The 17,813-nt window shown below is 41.2% G+C and carries 19 protein-coding genes; 14 read left to right on the top strand and 5 right to left on the bottom strand.

Features of this window, described 5'->3' with window-relative positions; all coding sequences use genetic code 11:
• Positions 1-232 precede the first annotated feature (232 nt).
• From hemA to AU255_RS18815, 4 genes are all read left to right on the top strand, one after another.
• On the top strand, positions 233-1,480 hold the full coding sequence (gene hemA / locus AU255_RS18830; RefSeq protein ID WP_080524430.1) for a glutamyl-tRNA reductase: 1,248 nt from the start codon (positions 233-235) through the stop codon (positions 1,478-1,480).
• Positions 1,481-1,488: 8 nt separating this feature from the next.
• Complete coding sequence (gene prfA, locus AU255_RS18825; RefSeq protein WP_080524429.1) at positions 1,489-2,577, top strand: peptide chain release factor 1; 1,089 nt, start codon at positions 1,489-1,491, stop codon at positions 2,575-2,577.
• 100 nt (positions 2,578-2,677) lie between these two features.
• Positions 2,678-3,526, top strand: coding sequence for a peptide chain release factor N(5)-glutamine methyltransferase (gene prmC, locus AU255_RS18820; RefSeq protein WP_080524428.1), 849 nt, complete (start codon positions 2,678-2,680; stop codon positions 3,524-3,526).
• A 7-nt stretch (positions 3,527-3,533) separates the two neighbouring features.
• The gene (locus tag AU255_RS18815) at positions 3,534-3,953 is read left to right on the top strand and encodes a Mov34/MPN/PAD-1 family protein (protein ID WP_080524427.1); all 420 of its coding nucleotides are present in this window, start codon (positions 3,534-3,536) and stop codon (positions 3,951-3,953) included.
• A 212-nt stretch (positions 3,954-4,165) separates the two neighbouring features.
• Here the strand turns inward: AU255_RS18815 and groL are convergent, their stop codons facing one another.
• Both groL and groES read right to left on the bottom strand, forming a co-directional pair.
• A complete protein-coding gene (gene groL, locus AU255_RS18810) occupies positions 4,166-5,815 on the bottom strand; it encodes a chaperonin GroEL (protein WP_080524426.1) in 1,650 nt (549 codons plus the stop codon).
• Positions 5,816-5,873: 58 nt separating this feature from the next.
• Entirely contained in the window at positions 5,874-6,161 is a 288-nt protein-coding gene (gene groES / locus AU255_RS18805) for a co-chaperone GroES (RefSeq protein ID WP_080524425.1), read from the bottom strand.
• 143 nt (positions 6,162-6,304) lie between these two features.
• Between groES and AU255_RS18800 the strand changes: the two genes are divergently transcribed.
• Positions 6,305-7,054, top strand: coding sequence for a HesA/MoeB/ThiF family protein (locus AU255_RS18800; RefSeq protein ID WP_080524424.1), 750 nt, complete (start codon positions 6,305-6,307; stop codon positions 7,052-7,054).
• A gap of 60 nt (positions 7,055-7,114) precedes the next feature.
• On the opposite strand, the gene AU255_RS18795 is transcribed toward AU255_RS18800, so the two are convergent.
• On the bottom strand, positions 7,115-7,324 hold the full coding sequence (locus tag AU255_RS18795; protein WP_080524423.1) for a hypothetical protein: 210 nt from the start codon (positions 7,322-7,324) through the stop codon (positions 7,115-7,117).
• A 265-nt stretch (positions 7,325-7,589) separates the two neighbouring features.
• Here AU255_RS18795 and pqqA point away from each other — a divergent pair, with 265 nt between their 5' ends.
• The 9 genes from pqqA (at position 7,590) to AU255_RS18750 (ending at position 13,708) form a co-directional block, all read left to right on the top strand.
• On the top strand, positions 7,590-7,664 hold the full coding sequence (gene pqqA / locus AU255_RS18790; RefSeq protein ID WP_080524503.1) for a pyrroloquinoline quinone precursor peptide PqqA: 75 nt from the start codon (positions 7,590-7,592) through the stop codon (positions 7,662-7,664).
• 109 nt (positions 7,665-7,773) lie between these two features.
• A complete protein-coding gene (gene pqqB, locus AU255_RS18785) occupies positions 7,774-8,682 on the top strand; it encodes a pyrroloquinoline quinone biosynthesis protein PqqB (protein ID WP_080524422.1) in 909 nt (302 codons plus the stop codon).
• A 2-nt stretch (positions 8,683-8,684) separates the two neighbouring features.
• Positions 8,685-9,410 (top strand): pyrroloquinoline-quinone synthase PqqC, encoded by a 726-nt coding sequence (pqqC, locus tag AU255_RS18780; protein WP_080524421.1) that lies wholly within the window; start codon positions 8,685-8,687, stop codon positions 9,408-9,410.
• 111 nt (positions 9,411-9,521) lie between these two features.
• Positions 9,522-9,794, top strand: coding sequence for a pyrroloquinoline quinone biosynthesis peptide chaperone PqqD (pqqD, locus tag AU255_RS18775; RefSeq protein ID WP_080524420.1), 273 nt, complete (start codon positions 9,522-9,524; stop codon positions 9,792-9,794).
• Entirely contained in the window at positions 9,772-10,896 is a 1,125-nt protein-coding gene (gene pqqE / locus AU255_RS18770) for a pyrroloquinoline quinone biosynthesis protein PqqE (protein ID WP_080524419.1), read from the top strand. The genes pqqD and pqqE overlap by 23 nt, the downstream gene beginning before the upstream one ends.
• 5 nt (positions 10,897-10,901) lie before the next feature.
• Positions 10,902-11,330: an HI0074 family nucleotidyltransferase substrate-binding subunit gene (locus AU255_RS18765; RefSeq protein WP_080524418.1), complete on the top strand. Its 429-nt coding sequence runs from the start codon at positions 10,902-10,904 to the stop codon at positions 11,328-11,330.
• Positions 11,327-11,674 carry a nucleotidyltransferase domain-containing protein gene (locus AU255_RS18760; RefSeq protein ID WP_198942702.1) on the top strand — a complete coding sequence of 116 codons (348 nt, stop codon included), beginning with the start codon at positions 11,327-11,329 and terminating at the stop codon, positions 11,672-11,674. The genes AU255_RS18765 and AU255_RS18760 overlap by 4 nt, the downstream gene beginning before the upstream one ends.
• A gap of 45 nt (positions 11,675-11,719) precedes the next feature.
• On the top strand, positions 11,720-13,054 hold the full coding sequence (locus AU255_RS18755) for a deoxyguanosinetriphosphate triphosphohydrolase (protein WP_080524417.1): 1,335 nt from the start codon (positions 11,720-11,722) through the stop codon (positions 13,052-13,054).
• Between the two features lie 264 nt (positions 13,055-13,318).
• Positions 13,319-13,708, top strand: coding sequence for a TraR/DksA family transcriptional regulator (locus tag AU255_RS18750; protein WP_080524416.1), 390 nt, complete (start codon positions 13,319-13,321; stop codon positions 13,706-13,708).
• Positions 13,709-13,966: 258 nt separating this feature from the next.
• Here the strand turns inward: AU255_RS18750 and opgC are convergent, their stop codons facing one another.
• Entirely contained in the window at positions 13,967-15,178 is a 1,212-nt protein-coding gene (gene opgC / locus AU255_RS18745; RefSeq protein ID WP_080524415.1) for an OpgC domain-containing protein, read from the bottom strand.
• 14 nt (positions 15,179-15,192) lie between these two features.
• On the bottom strand, positions 15,193-17,676 hold the full coding sequence (locus AU255_RS18740) for a glycosyltransferase (RefSeq protein WP_233144753.1): 2,484 nt from the start codon (positions 17,674-17,676) through the stop codon (positions 15,193-15,195).
• Between the last annotated feature and the right edge of the window lie 137 nt (positions 17,677-17,813).

Raw genomic sequence — 17,813 nt, 5'->3', positions numbered from 1 at the left:
CAAGCACCGCATGTTAATAACTGCCACATTACCCGCATATATTCATGCAAACTCAGTTTCAAACAACAATAAACAGAACAATTTCGACTTTCCCGGGGCTTAGATTTTTTTTACAAACAGCACCGAAACACATTGATTTTTTATTCCATTTGGCTTACCAGCAAAAATTCCTTAGAATAAACGATTTCCAATGATATAAGCACCTTCGCTAACCTTAAACTATCCAGCATAAATGACACTCCTTGCTCTAGGCATCAATTATACTACTGCGCCCGTTTCAATCAGGGAGCGCCTAGCATTTCCGACAGAGATATTGTACGATGCGGTCACAGACCTATGCCAGCAACAACACATATCCGAAGCAGCCATTCTATCAACTTGCAATCGCACTGAAATATACTGCGCCACTCAGGATAATAATATTGAGGCCGTGATCGACTGGATTTCTCGTAACCGCCAACTAAAGCAGACTGAATTCCAGCCATTTCTCTATGCACATACTGATAACGCATTAATCCGGCATATTTTTCGTGTCGCCAGTGGACTGGAATCCATGATCCTTGGAGAACCGCAGATTTTAGGGCAAATGAAAACCGCCTATCAGACGGCAAATCAAGCGGGCACATTAGGCAAAAACCTCGGAAAACTTTTCCAGCACACTTTTTCCACTGCAAAAAAAGTACGCACTGACACAGCTATCGGCTCCAGCTCTGTCTCCGTTGCCTTCGCTGCAGTCCAGCTTAGTAAACAAATTTTTGATAATTTAAGCGAACAAACCGCTGTGCTGATCGGTGCAGGTGAAACAATAGAGCTTACCGCCCGCCACCTGCACCAGAATGGTATTGGTCGAATTATTATTGCCAACCGCACCTATGATAAAGCCCATAACCTTGCCAGCCAGTTTAATGGCTATGCAATAGCGCTTTCTGAGCTCCCTCTCCATATTGCAGAAGCAGATATTATCGTCTCATCAACAGCCAGCCAACTACCTATCCTAGGCAAAGGTCTGGTCGAGAGTGCGATAAAAAAGCGTAAACATAAGCCCATTTTTATGGTTGATCTGGCTGTACCGCGCGATATTGAGCCAGAAGTTGAAACGCTTAATGATGTCTTTTTGTATACTGTTGATGACTTGCAAAATATAATTAATGACAATTTAAACTCCCGCCGTCAGGCTGCTGAACAAGCAGAAGAAATTATCGATACTAATGTCGAGCATTTTCTGGCATGGATGAAAGCCCAAAAAGTACAGTCAACTATAGTTGATTATCGTCAACAAGCGTCTCAACTACAACAAGAAAGCCTGCATAAAGCACTAGCTTCGCTGCAAAACGGAGGCCCTCCCGAACAGATTATGCGTCAACTTGCTCATACGCTAACTAACAAGCTAATCCACACACCCTGCACCCAGCTTAGAAAAGCAAGCGAAAATGAACGTCACGACCTCATTGCAGCGGCCCGTGAAATTTTCAAACTATAAAACATGAAATGAAAGCCTCAATAAAAACAAAATTAGAAAACCTGAGCGAACGTTTTGATGAAATTGCCGCTCTGCTGTCACAACCAGAAGTACAAAGTGACCAAAATAAGTTTCGCACCCTAAGCCAGGAATATGCACAAATCACACCTTTAGTTGACTGTTATAAAAAATTCATCGACACAGAAGAGAACATCAGTAGTGCTCGGGAAATGCTCAATGAAGAAGATATTGAAATCCGTGACATGGCAAAAGAAGAAATAACCGAAGCAAAGAAGCAACAGGAGCAACTTGAACACGAATTACAAGTTCTATTATTACCTCAGGACCCTAACGATAATCGTAATATTTACCTGGAAATCCGCGCCGGCACAGGAGGCGATGAAGCAGCGCTTTTCTCTGGAGATTTAACTCGTATGTATATGCGCTATGCAGAAAATAAGGGATGGAATATAGAAACAACCAGTGAAACTCGTGGCGAACACGGAGGTTATAAAGAAATCATCCTGCGTATCGCCGGTCAAGATGTTTATTCACAGCTTAAATTTGAAGCAGGTACGCACCGAGTACAAAGAGTACCGGAAACTGAATCTCAAGGTCGAGTACACACCTCTGCCTGTACCGTTGCTGTTATGCCAGAAGCTCTGGAAATTGATAATATTGACATTAACCCAAGTGACTTACGTATTGATACCTTCCGTTCCTCAGGCGCAGGTGGACAGCATGTCAATAAAACTGACTCGGCCATTCGTTTGACTCACCTTCCTACAGGCACCGTAGTCGAGTGCCAGGATCAACGCTCACAGCACAAAAATAAGGCCCGCGCGATGGCCGTCTTACAATCACGCCTGCTATCGGCTGAACAGGAAAAACAACATGCTGAAAACTCACAAAACAGAAAACTACAAGTCGGTAGCGGTGACCGCTCCGAGCGCATTCGCACTTATAACTACCCGCAGGGACGCATAACCGACCACCGAATCAACCTGACCTTATACAAACTTGATGAAATTATGCAAGGCAGTCTAGAGCATGTCATTCAACCACTGATCAATGAGCACCAGGCAGAATTACTAACCCAGTTAGGTGAAGAAGGCTAACGGGAGCCGACTAAAGCTGCGAATACTTAATTATTCCTTCACCGCTTAAGTCCGCGCGCCTAACTAAAAGAGTCAACTGCAATAGGAAGAAATCCGTAAAATGGAAGACATTCAATCAATACTTACAAGTTCAGCACTGTCCTTGCAAAACATTTCAGACTCAGCTGACTTAGATGTAGAAGTTCTACTTTGCCATGTATTAGAAAAAAATCGCAGTTATTTACGCACCTGGCCTGAAAAGCAACTAAGCAGGACGCAGTTAGAGCAGTTTAAGCAGTTACTTAAACAACGCCAGCAAGGTCAGCCCATTGCCTACATCATTGGTAAACGGGAATTTTGGTCGCGATATTTTTATGTAGATTCTAATGTCCTAATTCCCCGCCCTGATACCGAAACATTGATCGAACTCTGCCTGCAGCTTATTCAGCATAAACCTAACGCCAAACTGATTGATTTAGGTACAGGCTCAGGGGCTATCGCCATTACTCTGGCGGCAGAATATCCAAAACTTAAAGTAACAGCAGTAGATAATAGCACGGCAGCTCTGAAAATTGCCCAGCACAATGCCCTGCTCAACCACACCTCAGGCATTCGTTTTCTGCAAAGCAACTGGTTTGATCAAATCGCAGATGAATCGTTTGATTTTATTGTCAGCAACCCCCCGTATATAGCACCAGATGATCCACATTTAAATTTGGGAGACGTTTGCCATGAGCCAAAATGTGCTCTAATAGCTGAACAACATGGCCTGCAAGATATTATGCTTATCAGTAAACAAAGCCAGCGCTATCTAAATAATAACGGATATCTGATACTTGAACATGGCTACGATCAAAAACAGAGCGTACATAATATATTACAAAAACATCAATACCAGAACATTCAATGCCTGCATGATTTATCAAATCAACCGCGCATAAGCTACGCGCAATGGCAAACATTAAAGTAACAATATCATGTCAAAAAAAGCCCAAGAAATTGCAATTCCGAGAAAGATTGTACAAAACCTGTTACACCATGCCCAGCAAACATCTAAGCAGGAAGTCTGCGGACTGATCAGTAGTCAAAATAATACGCCTTACCGCGTTTACCCTATTAAAAATACGGCAGACCAGCCGGAACGTTTTTTTAACCTTGACGCACAGCAACAAATTCAAGCAATGGCACAAATGCGTGATAATCATGAGCAGCTATTTGCTATCTATCATTCTCACCCTACAGCCCCGGCCATACCATCTGACACTGATATAGAACTAAGTACTTATCCCGAGGCACTGACCATTATCATCTCACTAAAGACCAAGGGCGTCCTGGAATTACGTGCTTATCAAATGCATGGAACACAGCCTGTTGAGATACCGTTACGTTTAACATAACCCTTCGCAGTCGGCGTAAGGCATAAACCGAGTATCTCGTTGTACAGAAAAGCGCGTAAAATCACGCGGCTATTGACAGCCCATAAATTTAACTCTTATTCCTATCTGACAGAATGTAATGCCACAACTTAATTCAAGACATTAAAAAGCCCCTCTACCTTTCGATAGAGGGGCTTTTTAATAAAGCAAAAGGGACAAATAAGCGTGTAAGCTTACATCATACCGCCCATTCCACCCATGCCGCCCATGCCCCCCATATCAGGCATTGCATGACCTTTATCATCAGATGGCTCATCAGCAACCATCACTTCTGTAGTAATCATTAAGCCCGCAACAGAAGCTGCATTTTGTAATGCAGTACGTGTTACTTTGGCCGGATCCAGGATACCCATTTCTAACATATCGCCGTAGACACCCGTCGCAGCGTTGTAACCAAAATTACCTGTACCGTTAGCTACTTCGTTGTATACAACAGACGCTTCATCGCCTGCATTAGTTACAATTTGACGTAACGGCATAGACATAGCACGACGTAAAATATCAACACCGACTTTTTGATCATGATTAATACCTTCAAGGCCATCAAGTGCTGATATAGCACGTACAAGTGCAGTACCACCACCCGCAACAACACCCTCTTCTACTGCAGCGCGAGTTGAATGCAAAGCATCTTCTACGCGTGCTTTTTTCTCTTTCATTTCAACTTCAGTGGCTGCACCAACTTTGATAACCGCAACACCACCTGCTAATTTAGCAAGACGTTCTTGTAATTTTTCTTTGTCGTAATCAGAAGTCGCTTCGTCAGCTTGAGCACGAATTTGTGCAACACGGCCTTTAATGTTTTCTTCAGAACCTGCGCCATCAACAATTACAGTATTGTCTTTAGTGATCTGAATTTTCTTGGCAGTTCCTAATTGATCCATTTCAACTTTCTCTAAAGATAATCCAATTTCTTCAGAAATGACGGTTGCATTGGTTAATATCGCAATATCTTCTAACATCGCTTTACGACGATCACCAAAACCTGGTGCTTTAACTGCCGCAACTTTAACGATACCACGCAGGTTATTAACAACTAATGTTGCCAATGCTTCGCCATCAACATCTTCAGCTACGATAACTAAAGGGCGACCCGCTTTCGCAACGCCTTCTAATGTAGGTAGCAAGTCGCGGATATTAGAGATTTTTTTATCGTACAACAAGATGAATGGATCATCTAGTTCGATACTCATGCTTTCCTGGTTATTGATAAAGTAAGGAGATAAGTAGCCACGATCAAATTGCATACCTTCAACAACATCTAATTCGTTGTTCAAGCCAGTACCTTCTTCAACCGTAATAACGCCTTCTTTGCCTACTTTTTCCATCGCTTCAGCAATGATCTGCCCTACAGACTCATCAGAGTTTGCAGAAATTGTACCTACCTGAGCAATCGCCTTGTTATCAATACAAGGTGTTGCTGAAGCAATAATAGCTTCAACAGCTTTAGTAACTGCCAAATCAATACCGCGCTTTAAATCCATTGGATTCATGCCTGCAGCCACTGATTTTAAACCTTCATTTACAATCGCCTGCGCTAATACAGTCGCAGTTGTTGTTCCGTCACCCGCTACATCAGAAGTCTGTGAAGCAACTTCTTTAACCATTTGCGCACCCATGTTTTCGAATTTATTTTCTAATTCGATTTCTTTCGCGACAGATACACCGTCTTTAGTGATTGTTGGTGCGCCAAAGCTTTTATCTAAAACTGCATTACGACCTTTAGGACCTAAGGTTGCTTTTACTGCGTTTGCTAAAATGTTAACACCATTGGCCATTAACGAACGTGCGTCATCACCGAATTTTACTTCTTTTGCTGCCATGTCTTTATTACCTAATTATTTGTTAAATGTTAGTATGAATTTTATAGATTATTCAGGCTTAACCTAAAACACCCATAATATCGTCTTCACGCATAACGATCAGTTCTTCACCATCGATTTTAACTTCGCTACCCGAGTACTTACCGAATAGCACTCTATCACCGACTTTAACGTGCAACTCATGCACTTGACCGTTATCTAATACTTTACCAGTACCGACGGCTAATACTTCACCTTCGCTAGGTTTTTCAGCTGCTGATCCAGGTAAAACAATTCCACCTGCTGTTGTTGTTTCTTCTGCAACACGTTTAACAATCACACGGTCGTGTAAAGGACGTATATTCATAACATCTCCTGAAAATAATAAAAAATATCAAAATAAAAAAATTATTAGCACTCACTAAGTTCGAGTGCTAATAATAAACAGCTTTTGCAGTCTGTCAAGTTTGTGGCATCATCTGCAGTCTACTCATTTAAGATCACAGCAATATGAACGACCAACAACTGTTACGCTATAGCCGCCAAATCATGCTTCCTCAAATAGATATAGAGGGACAAGAAAAATTACTTAATGCTCAGGTACTGATCATTGGAGCAGGCGGTCTCGGCTCTCCTGCATCACTTTACCTTGCTGCAGCAGGCGTTGGCACACTCACCATCTATGATGATGATCAAGTAGATTTATCCAATTTACAAAGACAGATCACTCATTACACATCGGATATTGGGACGGATAAAGTCATTTCAACCCGGCAAACATTAAATAAAATTAATCCCGATACGAAGGTTATTGCTGTTAAGCAACGTTTACTAGGAATTCAATTAGCAAAGGAAGTATCTAAAGCAGACGTAGTGCTGGATTGCTCTGATAATTTCAGCACTCGGTTCGCAATTAATCGTGCGTGTGTAAAACATAAAACGCCACTTGTCTCAGGTGCAGCGATTCGTTTCGAAGGACAGGTAAGCGTTTTCGCAGCAGGCGATGACAGCCCTTGCTATAATTGTTTATATGCAGAAAGTGGTGAAGAGTTACAGAATTGTGCGACAAATGGCGTTATTTCTCCGATAACAGGGATTATCGGCAGTATACAAGCGATGGAGGCTATGAAATTAATAATGAATATTGGTGAATCTCTAAAGGGCAGATTGTTGTTACTGGATGGTTTATCGATGCAATGGAATGAAATGAAGTTGCGTAAAAATAATCAATGCCCCACATGCAAAGATCAATCTAACTAGAGCATTTTTATTTTTAGTTATTTGCAAGGCAGGCACTTTGCCTCCCTTGCATGTATACGTTTACTTTTTAGCTATTAAGCCTTTTATTTTATGAATTAGCGTTTCAGCCAAATCAAGAACTTTGGACTCACTATCACCGTGAGGTTCAATATCGCCAAATGGTTCGCCGCTTTTCATGGTATACATGTAAATAAAATAACCTAATGGAGCAAATGCAAAGATTGCAATAACCCACATAAAGAAAACCAGCTCAAAGATTTCTCCGACCATAACTACTCCCCTTATCTCTTTTTATTATTTTAATCAAGTCCTTAATATAACGCTCTATTTATCTATACACAAGTATTAATCAGCTAAATCATCAAAGCACTTAACGATAACCCCACAAAGTTTACAGGCTATAATCTTATATCTATGCTCTTGATAACTGTTTTAATTAAGTTGCGTAAAAAAACAGATCATCGTATACTTCGACCTAGCTTTCTTGATCAAGCTAGCATAAAAAAGAATTAAATATAACTTCGGAGGATATTTTATGAAATGGGAAACACCAGCTTATACAGACCTACGTTTTGGTTTTGAAGTAACAATGTACATCTATAACCGTTAATACTTAAGGTTTATGATCAAAAAAGGGGGCTTATTAAGCCTCCTTTTTTTTGCCTGATTTTTTATCCCGTATCATTCACTCCTTCAATAATCAGATACCTTAGACTAATATGAAAATTAAAGTTCTCGGTTCAGGTGCAGGCGGCGGCTTTCCTCAATGGAACTGTAGTTGCCCAAATTGTAAAGCCGTAAGAGCTGGTACCATCAAAGCCAGCACACGCAACCAATCTTCTATTGCCGTTTCATCAGATGGTGAACACTGGGTATTGTTTAATGCCTCACCCGATGTACGTGCGCAATTAGAAAATTTTCCAGAAATTCATCCCAAAAACAAAGTACGCGGTACGGGTATAGAAGCGATTGTCATCATTGACTCTCAAATCGATCATGCAACGGGGCTGCTCATACTGCGCGAAGGCGATCCGCTGAATATTTATTGTACTGAGATGGTGAAGCAAGATCTCACCACCGGCTTTCCAATTTTTAATATCCTGGATCACTTTTGTGGTGTTAATGATCACTCTATTCCGTTAAATGGGGATGCCTTTACCATACCTAATATTGACGACCTGGAGTTCACCGCCTTAGCACTTAAAAGTAAAGCACCTCCTTATTCACCGCACAGAGAAGACCCTCATGAAGGTGACAATATCGGCATGGTTATTCGCCAACAATCAACGGGTAAAACAACTTTTTATGCACCCGGTTTAGGCGCGATAGAATCCCATGTAGAAAAAGCAATGTCTGAAGCTGATTGCGTAATGGTAGACGGCACATTTTGGACGGACGATGAACTCGCATCTGTTGGCCGCCCATTATTAGCAAGGAAAATTGGTCATTTACCTCAATCAGGTAAAGATGGCATGATCGAATTTTTGGATACCTTAGAAAAGCCACGTAAAATTCTAATCCATATTAATAATACTAATCCGATTCTAAATGAAGAATCTGAAGAACGCGCTATACTGAACCAACACGGTATAGAGGTATCATTCGACAATATGAATATCGAGCTATAATTATGACAGAGCAAACACCCTGGACACGTGAAGAATTTGAAGCCAAATTACGTGACATGGAAAAGTTTTATCACATTCACCATCCTATGCACACCTTGATGAATGAAGGCAAACTAACAAAAAAACAATTACAAGGCTGGGTTGCGAATCGGTTTTATTATCAAATCATGATTCCAATTAAAGATGCCAATATCCTGGCTAACTGCCCTGATCGCGAAACACGCGCTCTGTGGACCCAGCGTATTTTGGATCACGACGGTCACCCTGGCGACCCCGGTGGCATAGAAGCATGGATACAGTTAGGAATTGCGGTCGGCATGACCCGAGAAGAAGTCACCTCATTAAAGCATGTATTACCGGGTGTTAAATTTGCAGTTGAAGCCTATGTTAATTTTGCACGCAATTCAGAATGGCATGAAGCGGCTAGTTCATCTTTAACTGAATTATTTGCGCCAAAGATTCATCAGCAACGCCTCAGTAATTGGCCTGAACTTTATCCATGGGTTGAGGAAAAAGGCTATATTTACTTCCGCAAGCGTTTAAGCGAAGCGCGTCGTGATGTCGAGCATGGTTTAGAAATTACCCTGGATTACTATAAAACCCGTGCCCAACAAGAACGCATGCTGGAGATTTTGAAATTCAAATTAAATGTTCTATGGTGCATGGCTGATGCCATGTACATGGCCTATATCAATGATATGCCTCCATATTATAATGTTGAAGATTAATTAAATTATAGGGTGGGCTTGTAGTCCTTAAGACACGCTAATATTTTCATTAGCCAACTAAAGTCCGTCCTGCTTTTAAACAAGCTTAAAATAACATCAAAGCAAAATAACATGAGCCTTAACCCAGAACAAACTATCCAATTCTCCCCTATGCACCGCCTACAGTGGGAAGAAGCGCAGCAAAAAGATGTTATACTCTATCCTGAAGGCATGGTGGAATTAAACCAAAGTTCCGCAGAAATATTAAAACTCTGCGATGGCACACGTAACCTAGATCAACTCGTTGCCGACTTGGAAGAAAAATTTGCCACCACGGGCTTAAGAAACGATATTTCAGGCTTTTTAGAGGTAGCACTAAGCAATGGCTGGATCCAACAAAACTAACATCACCCCTCCCCGCTGGTTATTAGCAGAACTTACTTATAAATGTCCACTGCAATGCCCGTACTGCTCCAATCCGCTTGATTACGCAAAATATAGCGATGAAATCAGCACCGAAGACTGGAAACGCGTGCTGTCCGAAGCTCGCAAAATGGGCGCAGTACAGCTCGGTTTTTCTGGCGGAGAGCCTTTAACACGCCAGGATTTACCTGAATTAGTCCAACATGCACGTGACCTCGGCTATTACTCGAACCTAATCACTTCTGGTTACGGTCTAACTGAAGCAAAAATCATCCAGCTAAAAGAAGCTGGCCTGGATCATATCCAGGTCAGCATTCAAGCCAGCACCCAAGACTTAAACGACCATATCGCGGGTACCGAATCTTTTCACAGCAAACAAGAAGTCGCGCGTTTAGTAAAAAAACACGGCTACCCAATGGTCTTATGCGTCGTTATTCATCGTGAAAACATTCACCAAATGGCGGATATTCTTGCCATGGCTGAAAAACTCGGCGCAGACTATGTTGAATTAGCCAATACCCAATATTATGGCTGGGCACATGCCAACCGCGACCTATTAATGCCCACCCAAGAACAATACCAAGCCGCAGAGGCAATCGCCCAGGCCTTTAAAGAAAAAGTCGCCGGCAAAATGAAAATTTATTATGTGATCCCTGATTTTCATGAAGACCGCCCTAAAGCCTGCATGAATGGCTGGGGTACGACATTTTTAACCATTGCACCCGACGGCGTTGCCCTACCCTGTCATTCCGCACGAGAATTACCCGGTTTAGATTGCCCCAATGTCAACGACTACAGTATTGCTGAAATCTGGTATGAATCTAAAGCGTTTAACTTTTTCCGTGGTACAGAATGGATGCAAGAGCCGTGCAAAAGCTGCGATGAAAAAGATAAAGACTTCGGCGGTTGTCGCTGCCAAGCCTATTTACTCACCGGCGATATGTATAAAACCGATCCTGTGTGTAGCAAATCACCTGATAAGCATATTGTCGATGAGGCCATTGAATCAGCGAGGCAATCGGCTTTAGCCTGCGATGAAAAACCGTTGATTTTCCGTAATAGCAAGAACTCGAAAGCTTATTAAATCGTATGAGCCTGGATTTTTCACCTCTAGCCAACGCAATTAATCAGCTAGAAAAAAGCTTAGACTATGCGACCTCGCCATTAGCCATAAATGATCCAGGCTTATTTGAACAGTTACGTAATTCGGTCATTCAATGCTTTAAGTTTACTTATGAACTCAGCCATAAAATGCTAAAACGCTTTCTGGAAGAAACGGCCGCAAGTACCGAGGACATTAACACCCGTTCTTTTCAAGAACTGATTCGTACTGGCAACGAAAAAGGCTTACTACGCTCTGATTGGCTCGTATGGCGTACTTATCGCCAAGCGAGAAATAATAGCAGTCATACTTATGATGCAGATAAAGCCGAACAAGTATATCAAATAGCCCCAGATTTTTTGCTCGAAGCCAAACACCTCTACCAGCAACTTATAGCAAGAAGCAATAAAGAATGACCGATAGCATGGCTTTAGCAAAACTTGATGTGAAGCCAGAGGAATGGAAAGCAATAAGCCAGATTCTTAAAACTTATGCCCCCCTATATGAAGTATGGGCATTTGGCTCTCGCGTTAGAGGGAAAGCCAAACAATTTTCCGATCTGGATTTAGTTATTATCACCCATCAAGCACTTTCCTTAAGTGAATATGCCATTCTAAAGGAAGCCTTTGATGAATCAGACTTACCCTTTAAAGTAGATATAGTAGTAGATTGGGCGGCGACGTCAGTTGCCTCTCGAGAAATCATTAAAGCTAACAAAATGATCGTACAATCCGCGCAAAACAAAATAGGCAAGAACTGAGGAACTCATTCTTTATTTTAATTTTTTACTATAAAAAGAAATACTATGATTGAAGAATTATTGTCTAAGAAAAGATTTTATAACTTTGAGAAAATAGATAAAGATAATAATGAAGCTGATTACAGAAGTAGTTTTCAAAAAGATTATGATAGATTGATTTTCTCCAATTCTTTTAGACGCTTGTCAAGAAAAACGCAAGTCCATCCTTTATCAGCAAATGATCATGTCCATAATAGACTGACTCATAGTTTAGAAGTTGCCAGTGTCGGGAGATCTTTAGGGCTTCAGTGTGGAAAAATGCTAAAAGCACTATATCCTACTGAAGAAATTGAGCCTTATGATGTTGCCTATATTATTCAGACGGCATGTTTAGCACATGATATTGGCAACCCACCTTTTGGTCATGCAGGAGAGGAAGTCATTAAAGAGTGGTTTAACACACATGCTGATACTGAATTTTTAAAGTCATTAAAAGCTGAAGAAATAAGTGATTTTCAACATTTTGATGGTAATGCACAGAGCTTTAGAATTGTGAGTAAAATTGAAAATAATATATCTCTTGGCGGTATGCGACTTACGTTTGCAACACTAGGTGCATTGGTAAAGTATCCTTATTCTTCAAATAAGTGCGAGGAAAACGGTAAATCAAAATTCAATTATTTTCACAGCGAAAAAAAGTTTTTTGATATTTTGTTTACGGAGCTTGAACTAAAGAAGGAGGATGGTTCTTATAAGAGGCATATTTTTTCTTATCTCATGGAAGCATCTGATGACATTTGTTACGGATTACTGGATTTACAAGATGCTATTGAGCTTGAAATTATAACTATTGAGGATGTCAAAGCTATTTTTAGTCTTCTTTGTGATTGCACCGAAGTAGAGGAAATTTACAGCAATGATGCGCTTTCTGATATTAAAAAAGTGTCCAAGCTGGTCGCAAAAGCAATTGATAGTTTAGCTGTACATACAATGGAAGTATTTAAGGAAAACTACGAAGCATTGATGAGTGATAAGCAGCCAAAAGATTTAATCTCTTTATTCTCAGATGCAGCTCTTAAAAAAGGGATAGAGGATGCAAAAAGATTAGGGCACGAGAAAATATTTAATGAACATAGAAAGATTGAACTTGAGTTGGGGGCCTATAATATTATAGAGACCATACTCGACAATCTGATCAAAGCTACATTTGAGCTGTATCAAAAAGATGAAAATTCACTTTCGTTCAGAAACAAGAGAGCATTAGCTTTAATGGGGAGTGATAAGCCAGAAAAATCTACCGATTTATTTCCTATGTACCAAAGAGTAATTGATTACCTTGTAGGCATGACAGATAACCATGCAAAGTATGTTGCAAGCCAATTAAATGGCATGGGAATTTAATACCTTTTTTAGCTGAGCATTGACCCTAAATCACACAATGGGACGTTAAAATACGCTATGCTATTTCTTCGCCCCACAAGTTCGCGCCAAGGAACAAAGGCTCTCAAAAATAACGCCAACTATCTAAATAAACTAAAACAGGTTGAGTAATGTGAATTTTACGAGCACTATAATCGGCCACTTTAGTATAAAAATAAGTAGCCCCCATAACGCTCTCTTTTGATCCAGATTAATCCGTTTTCCATAAAAACAAAAAGAATATCTATGTTATCAAAAAAACAAACCACGGAACTAAAAGCACAATTAGATAAACGTTTTCTGGAATTGCGGGATGAAATTAAACAGGAATTACTGACGTTCGATAATGAGGAATATAGCCAAACTGCCAGTCAAGTCCACGATATAGGTGATGACTCTTTGGCTGATTTTCTGGTTGATATTAACCTCGCGGTGATTAGCCATCATATTCAGGAAGTTAAAGATATTGAAGCTGCCCTGCTGAGAATGAGCGAGGATAAATATGGACGATGCAGAGACTGTGACACTCCCATAAAATATCAGCGCCTTGAAGTACAGCCTACAGCGGCGCGATGTATAAAATGCCAGGCAGAGCATGAGAGATCCCTGCACGAGAGGGAGGATAAATATAGCTAATCTATCACCAAGATTAAGAATTACTGTTACTTCGCTTCCATGACATTTACCCAGGAACCAATTCATTACCCAAAAACCGTTTTATCCGATCTTCAGGATGCCTGGATTGTACTGAGTTGATAATTTTGATTTCAAAAACTCAGCTAAACTTTTGTTGCCTATTGATGCGGCGATTAAGTTATTCAAGGTAGAGCGTGGCAGAGCCTACATGAAGGCGAAATACTTGAATACAAGCTAGTGGAGCATTTCAAGATCAATTTATCTGGGAATAAGGTTAAATAAAACTCGATATTTCACCATTGCCCAAATAATAAGAATCGTCGCCAAATGTATTCCGGTATTGATGAAAAAATTATTGTATCCGGGCAGTGATGTATTGCTAAACAGTATTATAAAATAAACGTGCAGGATAAAAACATATAAAGAAGCCTGCCCTAACGGTACCAGTAGCCAGCCTAGCGTTTTATTGATGGGCATCCAGTAGTGGCTCAGAGCATAATAAAAAACAATAAATAAGACTATATTGTTTAATACTCGGCCCAGCCCCAAAGTGTTTTTTTGAAACCAGGTCATATAGATTTCATGGTGATAAGCCGGATCAATTAGGGAGAAAGTTCGCCAAGGCCAGAATATTGGATTGGGGTTATTTAAGGCAAGAAACATAAAGGCCAGACAAACAAGTCCGGCAATAAATATCACGAATTTATTTTTATGATCAATCAGGAATCCCAGCACCTTTTCGTGATGATAGCCAATAACCATTCCATTGACAAACAGGAGCTGCCAGGTGAGCGTGGGGAAACCTCTTTCAAAACCAGCGCCGGTTATTCTCAGATTTAGCTTGTGATTGATCCAATATAGCAAGCAACTAGCAACAATTAGCAGCAGCGTTTTCTGGTGATGCAAACAAAAAAGAACCAGCGGTGCTAGAGCAATCAGTACTACATATAAGCCAATGACTTGAAATTGGTGCGGGCCAATTCTGAGTAACAAAGCTTGTTGCAGAATCGTTTGCCAGGAGGCTGTCGCAGGCGGATAGAGAGAATAGATTTTATCCGGCGCTGCGGGAGATGCCCAATGACTTACCTCAAAAATATTAATACTGGGTATTGTGCCTAAGACAGCGATACTTAAAATGATAAAAAGATTAATTCTGTATAGCTGAAATGAGCGTTGCCATAATTTTATAGCGCAATTTTTAAAGCCTTCTCGATGTAAACGGCGTCTATAAACGATCCCTAAAACAATACCGGATAAAGCGACAAAACCTTCAGCGCTGGACACATGGCCAATCCGCCCCCACGCAAACATGCTAAATAGCGAGAAATATTCCATATGTACGCTTATGACAACCAGCATAATCAGGCCGCGAAGAAAATCCAGCCGTAGATCCCGGCCGACATGGGTATGCAAATAAGCAAACCTGGATGACAGGGGTTCGTTTGGAATCACAGTTAAAGAAGTCTTCATAGGTATTTTTAGTACTAACTTAACTTCTTTGATTGTTTAAAAGATAAATTCGGCGCGATATTAACCAGAAGCATAAGAAAAGAAGCCGCATAGGGTGTTGATTGCACCAGCAAAACTGCGACCCATAATTGTCCAGTAACATTATCGAAATGCTCTAGCGACATCATATAACCGGCTGCATACCAGAGTAAAATCAATAAACACAACTCCTCTTTAATAGTGACCAAGCCAGCTAAAAAAGGTCTGGATTTTTCAAATTTAGGGGTACGCATAAAAGGACGACCTGAGGTAAATAATCCCTGCCAAACTCCTTTCGCTACGGTATGAGTCAACGCGAGGCCGGCAAGTGCAGCGCCTAATGTTTGCAGTGTTGAGCAGCCTACACGCGCATGATACAGCCAGATAGTTCGAAAAACTTTAAAGCCAAATAAACCAATGGTCGGTAATATAAAGGCATTTACTGGAAGTTCGCTGTGTACAGGATCCAACATTATGTTGATGGTCAACAATAAACTGGCAAAAGTAAATAATAACGCTAAAGCATCAGAAAACCAGGGCAACCATCCGGCAAGAAAATAATATCGCTGTGCGGGAGTTAAACATGACTGCTTGCTCCTTAACAAGGCACGCCAATGATGTTTGAGGATTTGCATTGCACCATAAACCCAACGATGACGCTGAATCATATAACCAGACAGGGTATCCGGCGTTACCCCGCGACCCAATGAATCTTTCACATAAACAGAATCATAACCAGCGCGATATAAACGCAATCCGAGTTCACTATCTTCACAGATACACCATTCACCCCAGCTACCAACCGACTCTAAAGCCGATTTGCGCACTAAAGTCATAGTGCCATGCTGGATAATCGCATTAGATTCGTTACGTTGCACCATACCAATCTGAAAAAATCCCGCATATTCCCAGTGACACAAGGCTTTAAAGCTATTTTCTCTCCAATCGCGGTAATCTTGAGGTGCTTGTACAAAACCCACGTCTTGTTTGGAAAAATAAGGCACCAAACCTTTTAGCCAGTTTGGATCGACAATATAATCACTATCAATTACAGCAATGATTTCCGCATCTTTCGCTGTTTGTGTCAGTGCATAGTTTATAGCTCCGGCTTTATAGCCTGGCCAGTTATCCAGATGAAAAAAACGAAAAACTGATCCAAGTCGTTTGCATTCAGCTTCAACAGGCTGCCATACGCCAGGATCTTTGGTATTATTATCAATAATTAATACCTCTAAATTTGGATAATCCAGCTTAGCCAATGCCGCTAAAGTCTGTTTGACCATCTCAGGCGGTTCGTTATAAATAGGGACATGCAATGAGACTTTTGGGTAAACAAAATCACTGGGCGCTGATAATGGCTTAAAGCTGCGTTGTCCTCCTGAGCTCCAGAGCACTTCGGAAATTTCCAGCGTCTCCACCAGTAAAACAAGAATCGCCATCGCCTGCATGAGCAGCAATATAATCCACAGGGCCAGACTCAGTGTCGTTTGATATTGGCTTACACCTATGGATGTTGTCCATGCTATTGTTGAGGCAGAAAGATTGGCGATAATGCCAAAAAAAATCTTTCCAGATAGCTTCATATTGACCCGGGTAAACAAAAACAGAGTCATGAGCAGCATACTTAAAATAGCCGCTATTAACGCCCAGTCTCGCCAGTCAGGCATATTAAACACATCGCCTTGCATTTGAAATTTAGCTTCCCGATCTGCAGTAAATATACCCCAGTAAGCACCTGAAGAGCCCTCGATGTCTTGCTTCCATGGCTGATCAAACGCCTCTACTACATAGTAAGTTAATCCTTGTTGTTTTGCACGATTCAGGAAATCACGGAGAAACCTAACCTGGTTGACTTTGCTGGCCGTTGCACCACGTATTGGCTGGCCATCTGAAGGCCAGCCAACTTCGGTTAAGACAATAGGTTTATCAGGAAAAGCATCACGCAGGGCTTGATAACGGTTGAATACATAGTCAACTGCTTCTTCAGCTGGAATGCCTTCCCAGTAGGGCAAAATATGGGCCGCAATAAAATCGACTTCATTGGCTAGTTCGGGATGGGCTAACCATATATCCCAGGTTTCTGATGTACTGACCGGACGCCATGTTCGTTTACGAACCTGCTTAAGATAAGCAATGAGTTCATCTACGGTCACTTCTTTACGCAGAAGAGACTCATTGCCGACCAGCGTACGCACAATATTATCAGCATGCTTATTACGACTAATACTGATTAAAGCATCTATTTCTTTTTGACTTTCTACAGGGTTGCTGCTGATCCAAGCGCCGACGGTGACATTTAGTTTATGCTGTGCCGCAAGTTCAGGAACGCGTTCAAGACCGTTCTGAACACTATAGGTGCGCACAGCATGGACGCGTCCAACCAGTAAAGACAAGTCGTCATTAATTTCCGCTTCACTTGGATAAATACCTTTTGTGGGATTATTATCCGCACGCATGGGGTTGAAGGATACACCCATCATTGGCCCCACCCATGACTGCACTTTATCAGGACGGTTTATGTAAGCCCAGAAAAAAAAATTGGCCGTCACAAGGAGAGCGAGCGTTATAAGCGAAAAGCTGGTCTTTTTTATCAATGTTATACCTATAACTTAAATCT

This window comes from Methyloprofundus sedimenti (assembly GCF_002072955.1).
In the GTDB taxonomy this organism is placed as follows: domain Bacteria; phylum Pseudomonadota; class Gammaproteobacteria; order Methylococcales; family Methylomonadaceae; genus Methyloprofundus; species Methyloprofundus sedimenti.
The sequence above is the reverse complement of the archived record's forward strand: the minus strand, read 5'-3'. Positions and strand labels throughout refer to the sequence as shown.

Coding starts and splice junctions, on each gene's coding strand:
- AU255_RS18795 (WP_080524423.1), bottom strand. CDS start 7,324: ATGGTCGGAGAAATCTTTGAGCTGGTTTTCTTTATGTGGGTTATTGCA.
- pqqE (WP_080524419.1), top strand. CDS start 9,772: ATGGCTGGATCCAACAAAACTAACATCACCCCTCCCCGCTGGTTATTA.
- AU255_RS18755 (WP_080524417.1), top strand. CDS start 11,720: ATGATTGAAGAATTATTGTCTAAGAAAAGATTTTATAACTTTGAGAAA.
- prmC (WP_080524428.1), top strand. CDS start 2,678: ATGGAAGACATTCAATCAATACTTACAAGTTCAGCACTGTCCTTGCAA.
- AU255_RS18750 (WP_080524416.1), top strand. CDS start 13,319: ATGTTATCAAAAAAACAAACCACGGAACTAAAAGCACAATTAGATAAA.
- pqqC (WP_080524421.1), top strand. CDS start 8,685: ATGACAGAGCAAACACCCTGGACACGTGAAGAATTTGAAGCCAAATTA.
- pqqD (WP_080524420.1), top strand. CDS start 9,522: ATGAGCCTTAACCCAGAACAAACTATCCAATTCTCCCCTATGCACCGC.
- pqqB (WP_080524422.1), top strand. CDS start 7,774: ATGAAAATTAAAGTTCTCGGTTCAGGTGCAGGCGGCGGCTTTCCTCAA.
- hemA (WP_080524430.1), top strand. CDS start 233: ATGACACTCCTTGCTCTAGGCATCAATTATACTACTGCGCCCGTTTCA.
- groES (WP_080524425.1), bottom strand. CDS start 6,161: ATGAATATACGTCCTTTACACGACCGTGTGATTGTTAAACGTGTTGCA.
- AU255_RS18760 (WP_198942702.1), top strand. CDS start 11,327: ATGACCGATAGCATGGCTTTAGCAAAACTTGATGTGAAGCCAGAGGAA.
- opgC (WP_080524415.1), bottom strand. CDS start 15,178: ATGAAGACTTCTTTAACTGTGATTCCAAACGAACCCCTGTCATCCAGG.
- prfA (WP_080524429.1), top strand. CDS start 1,489: ATGAAAGCCTCAATAAAAACAAAATTAGAAAACCTGAGCGAACGTTTT.
- AU255_RS18740 (WP_233144753.1), bottom strand. CDS start 17,676: ATGATGGGTGTATCCTTCAACCCCATGCGTGCGGATAATAATCCCACA.
- AU255_RS18800 (WP_080524424.1), top strand. CDS start 6,305: ATGAACGACCAACAACTGTTACGCTATAGCCGCCAAATCATGCTTCCT.
- groL (WP_080524426.1), bottom strand. CDS start 5,815: ATGGCAGCAAAAGAAGTAAAATTCGGTGATGACGCACGTTCGTTAATG.
- AU255_RS18815 (WP_080524427.1), top strand. CDS start 3,534: ATGTCAAAAAAAGCCCAAGAAATTGCAATTCCGAGAAAGATTGTACAA.
- AU255_RS18765 (WP_080524418.1), top strand. CDS start 10,902: ATGAGCCTGGATTTTTCACCTCTAGCCAACGCAATTAATCAGCTAGAA.